The 13,736-nt window shown below is 57.4% G+C and carries 15 protein-coding genes; 8 read left to right on the plus strand and 7 right to left on the minus strand.

Annotated features, from left to right (window positions below; translation table 11 throughout):
* Window position 1 precedes the first annotated feature (1 nt).
* Entirely contained in the window at window positions 2-718 is a 717-nt protein-coding gene (locus KP708_RS13400; RefSeq protein WP_215750843.1) for an arginyltransferase, read from the minus strand.
* A 115-nt stretch (window positions 719-833) separates the two neighbouring features.
* On the opposite strand from KP708_RS13400, the gene cls reads away from it, so the two are divergent.
* A complete protein-coding gene (gene cls / locus KP708_RS13405; protein ID WP_215750844.1) occupies window positions 834-2,246 on the plus strand; it encodes a cardiolipin synthase in 1,413 nt (470 codons plus the stop codon).
* 3 nt (window positions 2,247-2,249) lie between these two features.
* On the opposite strand, the gene KP708_RS13410 is transcribed toward cls, so the two are convergent.
* A complete protein-coding gene (locus tag KP708_RS13410; protein ID WP_215750845.1) occupies window positions 2,250-2,876 on the minus strand; it encodes an endonuclease/exonuclease/phosphatase family protein in 627 nt (208 codons plus the stop codon).
* Window positions 2,873-3,949, minus strand: a complete 1,077-nt coding sequence (locus KP708_RS13415; protein ID WP_046901442.1) for an AI-2E family transporter — start codon at window positions 3,947-3,949, stop codon at window positions 2,873-2,875. Before KP708_RS13415 ends, KP708_RS13410 begins: the two co-directional genes overlap by 4 nt.
* 51 nt (window positions 3,950-4,000) lie before the next feature.
* On the opposite strand from KP708_RS13415, the gene KP708_RS13420 reads away from it, so the two are divergent.
* Genes KP708_RS13420 through KP708_RS13430 form a run of 3 tightly spaced genes read left to right on the plus strand, consistent with a single transcriptional unit; the run spans window position 4,001 to window position 6,321 of the window.
* Window positions 4,001-4,891 (plus strand): sulfurtransferase, encoded by an 891-nt coding sequence (locus tag KP708_RS13420; protein ID WP_252347495.1) that lies wholly within the window; start codon window positions 4,001-4,003, stop codon window positions 4,889-4,891.
* A 3-nt stretch (window positions 4,892-4,894) separates the two neighbouring features.
* Window positions 4,895-6,112: a cystathionine beta-lyase gene (metC, locus tag KP708_RS13425; protein ID WP_215750846.1), complete on the plus strand. Its 1,218-nt coding sequence runs from the start codon at window positions 4,895-4,897 to the stop codon at window positions 6,110-6,112.
* Window positions 6,112-6,321 carry a hypothetical protein gene (locus tag KP708_RS13430; RefSeq protein ID WP_215750847.1) on the plus strand — a complete coding sequence of 70 codons (210 nt, stop codon included), beginning with the start codon at window positions 6,112-6,114 and terminating at the stop codon, window positions 6,319-6,321. The genes metC and KP708_RS13430 overlap by 1 nt, the downstream gene beginning before the upstream one ends.
* Here KP708_RS13430 and KP708_RS13435 read toward each other — a convergent pair.
* The 3 genes from KP708_RS13435 to KP708_RS13445 all read right to left on the minus strand — a co-directional run bounded on the left by KP708_RS13435 (window position 6,301) and on the right by KP708_RS13445 (window position 9,974).
* Window positions 6,301-7,803, minus strand: coding sequence for a YifB family Mg chelatase-like AAA ATPase (locus KP708_RS13435; protein ID WP_215750848.1), 1,503 nt, complete (start codon window positions 7,801-7,803; stop codon window positions 6,301-6,303). The two genes, KP708_RS13430 and KP708_RS13435, sit on opposite strands and share 21 nt — an antisense overlap.
* A 36-nt stretch (window positions 7,804-7,839) precedes the next feature.
* Window positions 7,840-9,087 (minus strand): phosphoglycerate dehydrogenase, encoded by a 1,248-nt coding sequence (gene serA, locus KP708_RS13440; RefSeq protein WP_215750849.1) that lies wholly within the window; start codon window positions 9,085-9,087, stop codon window positions 7,840-7,842.
* An 80-nt stretch (window positions 9,088-9,167) separates the two neighbouring features.
* Window positions 9,168-9,974, minus strand: a complete 807-nt coding sequence (locus KP708_RS13445; RefSeq protein ID WP_202207355.1) for an inositol monophosphatase family protein — start codon at window positions 9,972-9,974, stop codon at window positions 9,168-9,170.
* A gap of 74 nt (window positions 9,975-10,048) precedes the next feature.
* Here KP708_RS13445 and KP708_RS13450 point away from each other — a divergent pair, with 74 nt between their 5' ends.
* The 4 genes from KP708_RS13450 to smpB are packed head-to-tail and all read left to right on the plus strand — an operon-like array spanning window position 10,049 to window position 13,060.
* A complete protein-coding gene (locus tag KP708_RS13450) occupies window positions 10,049-10,774 on the plus strand; it encodes a 3-deoxy-manno-octulosonate cytidylyltransferase (RefSeq protein WP_215750850.1) in 726 nt (241 codons plus the stop codon).
* Window positions 10,774-11,610, plus strand: a complete 837-nt coding sequence (locus tag KP708_RS13455) for a prephenate dehydratase (RefSeq protein ID WP_215750851.1) — start codon at window positions 10,774-10,776, stop codon at window positions 11,608-11,610. The genes KP708_RS13450 and KP708_RS13455 overlap by 1 nt, the downstream gene beginning before the upstream one ends.
* A 23-nt stretch (window positions 11,611-11,633) precedes the next feature.
* Complete coding sequence (gene dapA, locus KP708_RS13460; RefSeq protein ID WP_252347496.1) at window positions 11,634-12,557, plus strand: 4-hydroxy-tetrahydrodipicolinate synthase; 924 nt, start codon at window positions 11,634-11,636, stop codon at window positions 12,555-12,557.
* Window positions 12,558-12,565: 8 nt separating this feature from the next.
* A complete protein-coding gene (gene smpB / locus KP708_RS13465) occupies window positions 12,566-13,060 on the plus strand; it encodes an SsrA-binding protein SmpB (RefSeq protein ID WP_202207359.1) in 495 nt (164 codons plus the stop codon).
* A 121-nt stretch (window positions 13,061-13,181) separates the two neighbouring features.
* Here smpB and KP708_RS16000 read toward each other — a convergent pair.
* On the minus strand, window positions 13,182-13,736 hold a 555-nt coding region (locus KP708_RS16000; protein WP_215757197.1), incomplete at its 5' end, for a cold-shock protein.

Below are 13,736 nucleotides of genomic sequence, written 5' to 3' on the forward strand. Positions count from 1 at the left end.
GTCAGACCGGTGCGGCCAACGTTTCCCAGTGACCGCCCTGGAAGATCTCAGCCGGACGGAAGGTGGCCTTGTAAGCCATTTTCCGGCTGCCGGGGACGTAATAGCCCAGATAGAGGTGAAGGCTTCCGCGCCGCTTGGTCAGATTAATCAGCGTCAGGATTGAATAGGTTCCCCAGGAGGCCGTCGGGCTGGATGTATCGTAGAACGTATAAACTGCGGAAAGTCCATCAGACATGATGTCTACTAAGCTAACGCAGACGAGTTGGCCTTCCGGAGTTCGAAATTCTACGACAACCGTTTCCACGGGCGTGTTGGAAATCAGTTCGACATAGTCCTGCCAGGACATATGCGCCATATCGCCATCTGTATGGCGACTTTCCTGATAAGCCTGGAACAGGGCGAACTGCTCGTGCGTTGGTACCGGTGGCATGATGACAGCATTGGTATTTTCGTGATGCTTCCAGACGCGCTTCTGGGCACGCGAAGGCGTGAAGAGTCCTACAGGAAGACGCAATGGCTTGCAGGCCCGGCAGTCAATGCAGACCGGTGCATAGGCAATTGTGTGGCTGCGCCGGAAGCCAGCCTGAGACAGACGGTCATGCAATGCCGAAGCATTCGGACCAGAAAGATCAGTCAGAACCTTGCGCTCCATGCGATCAGGCAGGTACGGGCATGGTGCTGGCTCGGTTGTGTAGAAGAGCTGTGGGCGGTGTTGCACAGGGCCGCTCCTCCAATGAAAAACCAGATGCGTTCTTTAGCCTAACTCAGACAGGACGCTGGCGCATCCATCATCTTTGCGGGAAGAGTATAGCCTCGGCCTGATTGGGAGTTTTATGAGGCACTGGACCATTCTGGATTGTGTTCTGACGTTTTTTCGCTGGGCGCTTCCCATTTGTGTGACGCTCCATGCGCTGCGGCATAAACGGAATACCTCTGCCTGTGCCGGGTGGATTGGCGTGTGCTGGATCGGACCGTTTGTCGGGACAGCGCTTTATCTGATGTTCGGCATCAACCGGGTGCATCGCCGGGCCCGGAAGATGATTGATCATCATTCCTGGGAAGGACGGGAGCTGCTCGCCAAATACCGGCAGGTGATGGACGGCCATCTGGCGCCATTGGCGAAGATGCTCGGACGACTGACAGAGCGGCCGCTGATGGGGGGAAACTCCGTCAAGGTGTTGCATGATGGGGATAACGCTTATCCCGTCATGATCGAAGCCATCAATCAGGCGCAGACGTCGATCGTGCTGTGCTCTTACATTTTCCGGGCTGACAGGATCGGAGAAATGTTTGCGGAAGCTTTGGTGGAAGCACACAGACGGGGCGTCGAAGTTCGTGTTCTGGTCGATGGAATCGGGAGTGGATATTTCAGGTGTGCGATTGAACGCCGCCTGCGACGGGACGGCGTGAAGTGTTCGCGGTTCATGCATTCTGTGTGGCCGTGGCGCATGCCGTTCATCAACCTCCGCAATCACCGTAAAATTCTGGTGGTGGATGGTCGTCTCGGTTTCATGGGGGGGCTGAATATCGGTGAGGAGAACATGCTTCGTCTCCGCACCAAACTGCCGGTTGCGGACACGCATTTCCAGCTGCGCGGGCCGATTGTGCATCAGCTTTCCGTAGCATTCGCCTGGGATTGGTCTTTTACAACCGGGGAAGAGCTTCGTGGGGAGCCGTATCTGCCTGAGCCGGTTCCGGTTGGTGATGTACCCATGCGGATTGTTACGTCTGGGCCGGATGCGGATCTGGAAAAGATCGAGTACGGAATGCTTCAGGCCATCACGTTGGCAAAGACGCATGTTCGCCTCATGACGCCATATTTTCTGCCAGACGATCGATTTTCAGCAGCATTGAATTTGGCCGCTCTACGAGGCGTGGTGATTGACGTTGTGGTGCCCAAGAGTAGCAATCATGCCATCATTGATTATGCACGAGATGCCAATCTGAGGCCGTTTCTGGATGCCGGGTGCCGCATATGGATGGCCGATCCGCCCTTCAACCATTCCAAGCTCATGGTTGTGGACGATGAATGGAGCTTTGTTGGCAGCACTAATCTGGACGTACGTTCTCTGCGGTTGAATTTCGAAATCAATCTGGAGATTTACGACACGGGCGTCGCGCGGGACCTGTCTGCGTTCATGGATAGTCACCGGAAAAACCGCCTGACCCACCACGATATTGATCGGACGCCTTATCTGATCCAGGTCCGCAACTCGGCGCTCAGACTTTTTCTTCCTTACCTGTAACCGTCAGGGATTGAGGCGCAGCGTCACCGAGATGGGTCGGTGATCAGACCCAAAACGTGGCAGGGCCTTCGCCTCAAGGCGGTTCACCCCACGTACGAGGCATCGGTCCAGTCGCAAGGGAAGGCGATCCAGCATGCGGTGTGTTTTTTCACGAGGGCCAACATCGTGAAAGCCGGGCAGGAGCACGGGTCCAACAAGATTGAAGTCCCCCATGATGACGGCACGCCGGTGCATGTTGGCTGTCAGACTGCGTAATTGCCTGCGGTTCAGGATCTGACCGTGTGACAGATGGACGTTGGCGAGAGAGAAATTTCCAAAGTCGAGGATCTGCGCCGTACGCTTGACCACCAGGCCACGCGGTAGATGGCAGAAGGACGGAGGCTGCGTGAAAGGCAGACGGCTCCAGCACGCTGTGCCGTGTGGGCGTCCGGGAAGAGGGATACGATCATAATAGCCTCCCAGGATTTCTGGCAGGACATCGACGGATTCCTGAGCTTCCTGCATCAGGACGACGTCTGGATTTTCCGCACGAATGACTGTCAGGATGTCTTCGAGCGATGCGCCATCCCAGCGCAGAAGGTTCCAGCTCAGAACGCGAAACGGTGAGCCAGACGTAAGGGATGCCGTCACTTGGGAGACTCCGAAATATAGAGGGGGCCTGATTGGGGCCTGTGTGGGCCAGCAGCGAACTCACTTGTCAGGGTGTAGCCAATGGCCAAAAGGACAGGCCCGAGAAAAATCCCCAGTCCGCCAAAGGCCACGACGCCACCCAGAACTCCCAGAACGGTCAGGAGATAAGGCAGTTGTGCCCCCCGTGAAATGAAAATCGGGCGGATCAGGTGGTCGGCGCCTGAAATGACGATGACGCCATAAGCCGCCAGAAAGAGACCGTGTCCGACGTGATGGGTCATGGCCAGCCAGATGGCCGCTGGAATCCAGATCAACGGGGCGCCAATGGGAAAGACAGCCACGAAAGCTGCGATACCCGCCAGGAGAACGGGCGATGGGACACCTGCGATCATAAGGCCAATCCCGGTCAGAACGCCTTGAATGATGGCCGTGCCGAGCACGCCGTACACAGTGCCACGAATGGTCCGACCAATGACATTGATGAGCCGTGGTGTAGCGCGTGGGCCAGCAATGCGAGCGATGAGGGCCGTAATGGTCATGCCGAGGGCGTCGCCGTTCAACCAGAGGAAGAATGCGACGAACAGCGCCATGACCAGCTCAACGAGACCGCTGGCCAGCTTTACAAGAACGGCAAGCGTGAAATGAGCGATCTGCCCGAAGTAAGGACGCAGCATCTCCGTGGCGGCACCGACGTCATGCGTCAGATGATACCAGCCTTCGACCAGGTGTGGGCCAGCCATAGGGATGCGCCCCATCCATGCCGGGGGTGGGCCAGCTGAGGCGGCTTTGAGAAGCAGCGTGTCCAGGCTTGCGATGGTTGCTGGAATATCGCTGATTCCGGCAGATGTCAGAACGGACAGAGGCACGATAATGGTCACGGCGCTGAGCATCATCATGGTGAGTGCAGCGAGAGCCGGACGAATATGACGTCGCAGCCACCGATAGATGGGCCAACTCGCAAAAGTCAGGATTGCCGCCCAAAGGATGGCTGAAAGAAATGGCCAGAGGATGATTCCACATCCATAGGCAATTCCGACAAGGACGAAGCCAAGAATGATCCGTTCGGTCTTCATGCAATGGTTTTCCGGACGGTCAGGGGCTTCAAGGCTGGGACCTGCATGTTCATGACTGGACACTGTGCCACGCTCTGGCGTTCTGCGCATCCCTCGACCTATGGTGGATCCATGACGAACTCACCCCTTATCACCGCAAAAGACCTCCTTTTTGTTGGGACGGCATATGTTCCGCTCGACGCCAGTGTTCTTCTGCCCGGTCAGAAGGGCGATCTGGACGCAGCTTTTCGTGAGCGTCGCCTGCCAAATGCGCGCCGATTCGACATTGATGTTTTTGCCGATCCGGACAGTCCGCTTCCACATACGGTGCCGGGTGCAGCCCGGTTTTCCCGTCTCATGGGTGAACTGGGGCTGAGTGAAGAGACGTCTCTTGTCTTCTATGACGGCAAAGGAAGCGTTGGAGCCTGCCGAGCGTGGTGGTTGGCTCGTCTTTTCGGGCATCAGAACGTGAAGGTTCTGGATGGCGGACTGGCAGCCTGGGAAAAGGCGGGCGGCGCATTGGAACATGGTGCTCCCACGCCAATACAGCCAGTGTCCTACAGGACGCGTCCACAATACCGGTTACTCGCTGGAAGCGCCGACATTCTGAACGCTGACGCGCACACTGTCGTGCTGGATGCGCGGAGCCATGCCCGTTTCACAGCGTCTGTGCCAGAACCTCGCCCTGGTGTCCGAGGGGGGCATATGCCGGGAGCTCTCAGCCTCGACTGGACGCAGCTTGTGGATGAGGCCGGTCATTTTCTGCCCGTTGAGTCTCTGCAAGATCTGTTTGCTCCAGTCGCTGGGCGGCGGGTGATTGCCAGTTGCGGGTCGGGTTTGACGGCGGCAACGCTCCTGGCTGGTCTGGCAATCGCTGGGCTGCCAGATGGCGCGCTCTATGATGGGTCCTGGGCTGAATGGGGTAGCGATCCACAGGCACCAATCGTGACGGGAGAAGAATAAGACATGAGCGACCTTGAAACGAAGGTGAGTGCTGGCTGGAACCGTCTGGCGTCAACGCTGGTGCAGGGTGGCCGGGCCGACGTCAGGGAGAGCGGCACGCTTGTGAACCTTCCTGTCACACGCGGCTCGACAGTTCTTTTCCCAAGTCTTGAAGCCATGAACCGGATGGATGGTCGAAGCCATTCGCATAAGGCCGTGTATGGCGCCATGGGGACGCCCGTTCAGCATGAGCTGGAAAAGCTCCTGTCGCTCATTGAGGGCGGAACGCATACGCAGGTCGTCAACTCTGGCCTGAGTGCCTGCACGACGCCGCTTCTGGCATTTCTAGGGCAGGGCGATCATCTTCTGCTTCCCGATTCGGTTTATGGTCCGACACGTCGTTTCGCAGATACGATGCTCAAGCGGATGGGAATCAGCACAACCTATTATGCTCCCATGGCGACACGCGCAGAGATTGAGGCGCTGATCCGAGCCGAGACCCGGATTATTCTGGCGGAGAGCCCGGGAAGCCATACATTCGAGGTGCAGGATGTACCGATGCTGGCGGATGTCGCTCATCAGGCGGACGCATTGCTGTTTCTGGACAATACCTGGGGCATTGGCGTGTTTCAGCCGTTTGAACATGGCGTGGACGTGTCCATTCAGGCTTTGACGAAATATCCCGGCGGCCACTCTGACGTCATTATCGGGTCCATTACGGTTAATGATGAGACACACTGGAAAACCCTGCGTGACGCATCCATCCAGTTAGGTCAGTGCGCAGGCCCGGATGACTGCTGGCTCACCCTGCGTGGCCTGCGAACCATGGGAGTGCGCCTCACGCATCAGTCGCGTTCGGCTCTTGAGATTGCACAGTGGCTAAAGACGCGCCCGGAAGTTGCCCGGGTTCTGCACCCCGCTCTGCAAGACTGCCCCGGGCATGAATTCTGGAAGCGCGATTTTACGGGGGCTTGCGGTTTGTTCGGTGTTGAACTGCAACCGGATATCAGTGTCGAGGCTGCGGAACGCATGATTGATGGTCTGAGCATGTTTGGGATCGGTGCCTCTTGGGGCGGTTACGAGAGCCTTGTTCTTCCGACCACAGGCCATGTCCGCCGTGTGACCGAGGCTGGGGCTCCAAAGGCCGCGACGTTCCGTCTGCATATCGGTCTTGAAAGTGTAGATGATCTCAAGGCAGATCTGGTGCGGGGCTTGGACGGTTTGCGGCAGGTCGATCAGTAATGCCACGCAAGGAATGGATGATCTGGTGGGTCATGGTCTGCGGGTATGTCTTGATGACTGCGACCCTGCTTTATGGCGTCTGGCTGTTTGGAACGGCGTTTTTCCTGAGGATTAATTTCTGGATCACGCTGTTCATCATGGCCGCAATGATCCCATCTTTTCTGGATCTGAAGCGGCGCAAGAACGGATTAACGCCGCCGAAATCCTAACGCTTCCGCTACATGGTGGCGCTGGATCTGCTGCGTTCCTTCCAGATCAGCGATCGTTCGGGAGACGCGCATCAGGCGTGTCAGGCCGCGATTTGAAAGGCGCAGTTTTTCGGCAGCCTGTTCAGCCAGGGACCTCGCATCATCGTCTATGACAAACAGGTCTGGCGAGGCCTGAGCATTGCACACGTTCTGACGGGTAATCTGTCGATCGCGTGCTTTTTCAACACGGGCACGGACGGTTGCACTGTCTTCACCCCGAGGAGCACGACTGATCTCGATAGGCGAGAGCGGGTCAATCTGCACGCAGAGATCCATGCGATCCATCATCGGACCTGAGATCTTTGCGCTGTAATCTTCTCCGCATCGAGGGGCCTTGCGACAACTCCGGTCAGGGTCTCCCAGATATCCGCAGCGACAGGGATTCATGGCCGCGATGAACTGAAAACGGGCCGGGTAGGTTGTGTGCTGGGCAGCGCGGGCGATCGAAATTGAGCCGGTCTCGATAGGTTGTCGGAGAGCTTCCAGACATGACCGCGAGAATTCTGGCAATTCATCCAGGAAAAGCACACCATTATGGGCAAGGCTGACTTCGCCGGGTCGTGCTTTGGCCCCGCCACCGACCATCGCAGGCAAACTGGCACTGTGATGAGGCGCACGATACGGCGGCCGGATTGTCAGGCGACCGTCTTTCAAGAGCCCTGACACACTGTGAATCCGGCTTGTTTCCAGCATTTCCTCAGTCGTGAGATCCGGCAAAATACCGGGCAACCTGCATGCGAGCATGGATTTTCCAGCACCTGGTGGTCCGCTCATAAGAACGGAATGTCCGCCAGCGGCGGCAATTTCCAGTGCTCGACGCCCAAGAGCCATGCCCTTCACATCAGCGAGGTCAGGCCCATAGTCAGGGGTGTATCCCTCTGCCGCGGGAACAGGCGTTAAAACCTGTTCGCCCCGGAAATGAGAAACAAGGCTAAGCAGGGTGTCTGGAGCCAGAATATCTTCGTCTGGATTGCCCCAGCGTGCCTCTGTTCCCTGCTGCGCCGGGCAGATCAGCCCTAGAGACTGAGCCCCTGCACCGAGTGCCGCGGACAAAACGCCATTGACCGGATTGATCCGTCCATCCAGTGAAAGCTCACCGACGGCCGCATAGGCAGAGACAGCCTCGAACGGCAGAATGCCCATGGCGACCAAAAGTCCAAGCGCGATGGGAAGGTCAAAATGTGCACCTTCCTTGGCGAGGTCTGCGGGGACGAGGTTGACCAGAATACGTTTGGGAGGAAGGGCCAGACCCATGGCCGTCAGGGCAGCACGGACACGCTCGCGTGCTTCGCCGACTGATTTGTCCGCCATGCCGACCAGCAGAAACGCTGGAAGCCCTGTCGAGACCTGAACTTCAACCGTAACCGGAACAGCTTCGATGCCAGAAAAGGAAAAGCTTTGGATACGGGCGAGGGTAGGAGTGTTCTGGCCAGATGTCGTCATGGAACGAGATCTTAGCCAGAACATATTACTGGATGGTTAACGCTGGTAAATCAGGCGCGCACGAAGCGTTCCATCAAGGGCGCGCAGGCCATCCAGAAGGTGCTGGTCCATATCGGGGCCCGTCGATTCAGCCTCGACGACAACGTAACCAACTTCACCGTCCGTTTGCAGATATTGCGCCGTCACATTGCAGTTCTCGGCTGCGAACAGCTCGTTGATCTGGCGCATGATGCCGGGGCGATTGGCATGAACGTGCATGAAACGCGTACCACGAGGGCGTTCTGGAAGCTGTACGCTTGGAAAATTCACGGCACCGATGGTGGAGCCCACGTCAGAGTAGTCCACAAGCTTGCGGGCGACTTCAACGCCAATCCGCTCCTGTGCTTCCATGGTGGAGCCGCCGATATGCGGGGTGAGGATGACGTTCTCCAGGCCCTGAAGCGGAGAAACAAAACGCTCCCCTGCAATCTTGGGCTCGACTGGGAACACATCCACGCCAGCGCCCATGAGATGGCCGTCCTTGAGGGCTGCGGCCAGAGCTTCAAGGTCAACAACACTGCCACGGGCGTTGTTGAGAAGAATCGAGTTGGGCTTCATGGCCCGGATCTCGGCTTCTCCGATCAGCAGGTCTGTGTCCGGTGTCTGGGGAACGTGAAGCGTGACGATATCGGACTTGGCAAGAAGGTCCTTGAGCGTCGCGACTGCAACGGCGTTGCCGTGCGGGAGGCGGGGCATGATGTCATAATACAGGACGCGCATGCCAAAGGCTTCGGCCAGAACGGAAAGCTGTGAACCGATGGAACCGTAACCGACGATACCGAGCGTCTTACCACGGACTTCCCACGCATTAATGGCGGATTTGTCCCAGCCACCTTGGTGGCACTGTTCAGAACGGGACGGAATGCGGCGCATCAGCATGACCACTTCACCCATCACCAGTTCGGCGACGGAGCGCGTGTTGCTGTAAGGCGCGTTGAAGACCGGAATACCGGCCATGCGGGCGGCGGTCAGATCGACCTGATTTGTCCCGATGCAGAAGCAGCCGATGGCCATCAGGCGATCAGCGGATTCAATGACTTCGCGCGTCAACTGCGTCCGGCTGCGAATACCCACCATATGCACGCCTTGCAGTGCTTCCTTGAGGGCATCGCCTTCAAGAGCGCCTTTCAGACGCGTGACCTCTGCATAACCCTGCACATTAAAATGCTCGACAGCACTCTCATGGATGCCTTCAAGCAGGAGGATGCGGATCTTATTCTTGGGGAGAGAGAAGTGCGTTTCCATATTTCCATCCCGGTCCTGAACCGGAAGGCTCCGGCTCTCATTCCAACCTGTCCCGGCCCATGATCACCGGGGCGTCATGCCTAGCCCATCGTTCCCGGATGGGAAAGGTGGTTCACGATGTCTGTGAGCAGGGCAGGGTTGCCGCACGCCAGAACGGTTCCATCACTTTCGAGCGTAAGAGGCTTGCCCTGCCAGTCCGTAATGCTGCCACCTGCACCTTCAATGACCGGAACAAGTGCACCCCAGTCCCATGGGTTCATGGTGCATTCGGCGATCACATCGATCTGCCCAAGCGCCAGTAGTCCGTACGCGTAACAGTCTCCGCCCCATGATGTCCGCCGGACCTGCTTCTGGAGGTTGGCAAAGCGTGGTGCGTGATCGGGCGTCATGATTTCCGGGGATGTGCAGGACAGTTCCGCCTGCCCAAGAACCGGGCATACGCGTGTGCCAATCTGACCGGGCAGTCGGGCGGACACAAAGCGTGTCCGCTGCCCGGCAAGGCCTATCCACCGCTCGCCCGTCAGAGGTTGGTCAATCAACCCAAGAACAGGGCGACCCTTATGAAAAAGCGAAATAAGGGTTCCGAAGGTTGGGCGGCCGGTCAGGAACGCGCGTGTTCCATCAATCGGGTCCAGCACCCAGAGCCAGTCTCCTTCGTGACCGCTCATTCCGCTTTCTTCGCCCAGGATAGCGTGTTCTGGCAGAGCGTCTTCCAGAATGGACCGCATAACTTTTTCAGCAGCACGATCTGCAACAGTGACCGGGCTGTCATCAGACTTGGCATCAGCCTGTAGCGACGTGCGGAAATGGGGGATGACTGTCTCGCGGGCAGCGTCTGCACAGGCTTCGGCGACTAAAAGCGCCTTTTCCAGAACTGTTTCGCTCATATTTTCTTTCAATTCCTGCCAGAAAGCCGTGTGTGAGATTGACGCCCGATCAGGCGGGCGGCATCAGAAGGGCCATGCGTCCGATCATCGTCATTCCCTCCAGACTTGCCTCGACCCGCCTCCCACGCAAGCCCCTTGCAGACATTGGCGGTCTTCCCATGATTGTCCGCGTTGCGAAACGGGCTCTGGAAGCAAAGATCGGACCAGTGGTTGTTGCTGCGGGCGATCAGGACATTCTCGATGCCATTAGTGGACTGGAAGGCGTTCAGGGTGTCCTGACCGACTCGTCATTGGCGAGCGGTTCGGATCGTGTGCATGCAGCCATTCAAAAACTCGACCCGACAGGAACTTATGACGTCGTGATCAATCTGCAGGGAGACCTGCCTTTGATTGATCCGGGCAGTCTGACCGCTGTGCTCGAGCCACTGGAAAATCCATCCTGTGATATCGGCACACTGGCCGCTCCCGTTCAGTCAGACTGGGAACGAGACGCCGAGCAGGTGGTCAAGATTGCCTGCGACTTTGGCGAGGCCACGGTGACACGGGCTCTCTATTTTTCGCGGATGCCCATTCCATGGGGCGCCGGGCAGCATTGGCATCATGTTGGCGTGTATGCATGGCGTCGAAAAGCGTTGGAGCACTTTGTCAGTCTATCGCCGTCCGCTCTGGAGCGGCGTGAAAGTCTGGAGCAGTTGCGCGCGTTGGAAGCAGGAATGAGCATCGGGTGTGCCCGTATAGAACACGCCCCTCAAGGTGTGGATACACCAGAAGATCTGGAACGAGTGAGAGGATTGGTCTGATGCCGGTAATTGCTTTTCAGGGGCGGCCTGGCGCCTATTCAGACCTTGCATGCCGAGAGGCTCGACCAGGTTGGACAACGCTTCCCTGCGCAAGTTTTGCAGCTGCGATTGAGGCCGTGCATGTCGGTCGGGCAGATGAAGCGCTTCTGGCCTGTGAAAATTCGCTCGCCGGGCGTGTGCCTGACATTCATTCTCTGCTGCCGGATGCTGGACTGCATATCGTTGGTGAGCATTTTCAGCGTGTCGAGCACTGTCTGCTGGCAGTGCCGGGTGCTGAAATTTCTGACATCCGACGCCTTCACACGCATCCGGTTGCACTAGGGCAGGTCCGCAAACTCATTCACGAGCTGGATCTCGAAGCCGTGCCGGAATTCGATACGGCCGGTGCCGCCGAAATGGTCGCGAAATGGGGACGGAAGGAGGATGCTGCAATTGCTTCTTCGCTCGCCGGAGAGCTCAATGGGCTCGTTATTTTAAGACGTAACGTTGAAGACGCAGCTCATAACACGACGCGCTTCTATCGCGTCGCGCCAGTACCGAGTTTCCCGGACCCCGCTCGAGGCGATACATTAACGACTCTCCTGATGAGAGTCGGCAACAAACCCGGGGCGCTTTACGCGGCATTGGGTGGATTCTCGCGGCATGGTATTAATATGACGCGAATTGAAAGTTACATGCTGAACGGCTCGTTCGCAGCGACGCAGTTTCTGATGGATGTTGAAGGACATCCAGAGCAGCCCGCATTGGCTGCCTCGTTGAAAGAGCTGGAGCATGTCAGCGATAATTTGAAGATTCTGGGTGCATACCCACGCAGTCTTGCTCGTTCCAGCGCATGACGCTGGCGGATCGGAAGAGCAGGATGGAACGCATGATGAGCAGAGGCGAGACAATGGTGGAGACGGGCATGTATCAGGGGTCGCTGACGGCTCTGATCACTCCGATGGATACGGATGGCCGTATTGATTTCGAGGTGGCGACAAAGCTTATTGAGCGCCAGATTGAAGCTGGCACCAGTGGCCTTGTGCCCGCAGGAACCACAGGTGAGAGCCCCACGCTGTCGCACGAGGAACATGGCCGTATCATTGCGCATTGCGTTGAGACATCGAACGGTCGCGTTCCTGTCATGGCCGGGGCTGGCTCAAACAGTACATCTGAAGCTGTGCAGATGGCACGGCATGCTCATTCTGTGGGCGCGAGCAGTCTGTTGGTTGTGGTTCCGTATTATAACAAGCCCACCCAGGAAGGCCTGTATCGCCATTTCATGACGATCGCCGACGCGACGCCACTTCCGATTCACGTATACTGCATTCCGGGTCGGTCTGTAGTGGATCTCACGCCGGAGACATTGGGACGCCTCGCTCAGCATCCCAATATTGCTGGGGTGAAAGACGCCACAGCCAATCTGGCGCGCCCCATTGCTGTGCGGCGGAATGTGAAGAAGCCGTTCAACCAGCTTTCCGGCGACGACAACACCGTCGTGTCGTTTCTTGCGGCAGGTGGTGATGGCTGCATTGGCGTGACGTCAAATGTCGTTCCTGCGTTATGCGCGGAAATGCACAGCGCTTGGCAGGAAGGGCGAATCGAAGACGCAATCGAAATTCAGGATCGTCTCTCTCCGCTGCATGATGCCATGTTCATGGAAAGCAACCCGGGACCGGTGAAGTACGCTATGTCTCGGCTGGGTCTATGCAATGCAACGCTGCGCCTTCCGCTCGTGGAGCCTCAGGAGGCAACGCGGAAGGCTATTGATGCAGCTTTACGATCTCTCGATCTATTGGACTGAAATTTTTAATGGCCGGAAAAAAAGAGAAGAGCGGGATGATCTCTCACGGGATCGTCGCTCAGAACCGTAAAGGCCGGTTCGATTATACGATTCTGGAAACTGTAGAGGCAGGAATCGTTCTGAAAGGGCCGGAGGTCAAAAGCCTCCGTTTGGGACGTTCCACCATTACCGAGGCTTATGCGGCCGAACGTGATGGAGAAATCTGGCTCTTCAATTCCTATATTCCGGAATATCAAGGGGGTGTTCTTTCCCGCTTTGAGCCGAGAGCACCTCGCAAATTGCTGCTGCACCGCAAACAGGTGGCGCACTATCTGTCAGCTGTGACGCGTGCGGGCGCATCGCTTGTGCCGCTGGATATTCACTTCAATGCTCGCGGAGTCGCAAAAGTGACGATTGGCTTGGGGCAGGGGCGGAAGAAAGAAGACAAGCGACACGCAATCGCTGAGCGAGACTGGCAACGTGACAAGGCTCGTCTGATCCGAAACAAGGGTAAGGACTACTAATTTCCGGTGGGTCGAAACCGCTTGGAAACGAACACTCTTAAAAACAGCCATTAAAAAAGCCGCTGTGGAAAAATCCACAGCGGCTTTTCTTAAAGCTCAGCGAGATGCCGAAGCAACCGAATCAATCGATGTTGATTGCAGCAGCTTCCGGACCCTTCTGACCCTGAACAACCTTGACGTTAATCGCCTGGCCTTCGTCGAGAGTCGGGAGCTGTGAACGCTCGAGAGCGGAAGCGTGGACGAAGATGTCCTTGCCGCCGGAGTCAGGCGTGATGAACCCGAAGCCCTTGGTGGCATTGTACCACTTCACGGTGCCGCGGATGTCCTGTGCGTCGGACAGGTCAGGAGCAGGACGGCCCGGACGTGCTGACGGGCCACCGAAGCGTGGCTGCGGAGCTGCACCGAACTGGGCGCGCGGGCGAGGAGCTTCAGCTGTGCTTTCGTCAACGGAAATGACTTCAGCAACCTGGCGACCCTTCGGACCCTGGCCAATGCGAACAACCACGGTTGCACCCGGGTTGACACTGCTTACGCCAGCGTTGCCAAGAGCGTTGGCGTGCAGGAAGACATCGCCCGAGCCGTCAGCCAGTTCAACGAAACCGAAACCCTTTTCGGTGTTGAACCACTTAACGCGGGAGCTGATTTCTGGGCCGGAAGCGGTAACGAAGCTGCTGCC

Origin of the sequence: Gluconobacter sp. P5H9_a (genome assembly GCF_018812085.1) — a bacterium.
Lineage (GTDB): Bacteria > Pseudomonadota > Alphaproteobacteria > Acetobacterales > Acetobacteraceae > Gluconobacter.

Bases quoted from the DNA above. Each gene is read 5' to 3' on its own strand.
- KP708_RS13415 (WP_046901442.1), bottom strand. From the start codon at position 3,949: ATGAAGACCGAACGGATCATTCTTGGCTTCGTCCTTGTCGGAATTGCC.
- KP708_RS13420 (WP_252347495.1), top strand. From the start codon at position 4,001: ATGACTGGACACTGTGCCACGCTCTGGCGTTCTGCGCATCCCTCGACC.
- KP708_RS13450 (WP_215750850.1), top strand. From the start codon at position 10,049: ATGCGTCCGATCATCGTCATTCCCTCCAGACTTGCCTCGACCCGCCTC.
- cls (WP_215750844.1), top strand. From the start codon at position 834: ATGAGGCACTGGACCATTCTGGATTGTGTTCTGACGTTTTTTCGCTGG.
- KP708_RS13435 (WP_215750848.1), bottom strand. From the start codon at position 7,803: ATGACGACATCTGGCCAGAACACTCCTACCCTCGCCCGTATCCAAAGC.
- smpB (WP_202207359.1), top strand. From the start codon at position 12,566: ATGGCCGGAAAAAAAGAGAAGAGCGGGATGATCTCTCACGGGATCGTC.
- serA (WP_215750849.1), bottom strand. From the start codon at position 9,087: ATGGAAACGCACTTCTCTCTCCCCAAGAATAAGATCCGCATCCTCCTG.
- KP708_RS13455 (WP_215750851.1), top strand. From the start codon at position 10,774: ATGCCGGTAATTGCTTTTCAGGGGCGGCCTGGCGCCTATTCAGACCTT.
- metC (WP_215750846.1), top strand. From the start codon at position 4,895: ATGAGCGACCTTGAAACGAAGGTGAGTGCTGGCTGGAACCGTCTGGCG.
- KP708_RS13445 (WP_202207355.1), bottom strand. From the start codon at position 9,974: ATGAGCGAAACAGTTCTGGAAAAGGCGCTTTTAGTCGCCGAAGCCTGT.
- dapA (WP_252347496.1), top strand. From the start codon at position 11,634: ATGGAACGCATGATGAGCAGAGGCGAGACAATGGTGGAGACGGGCATG.
- KP708_RS13430 (WP_215750847.1), top strand. From the start codon at position 6,112: ATGCCACGCAAGGAATGGATGATCTGGTGGGTCATGGTCTGCGGGTAT.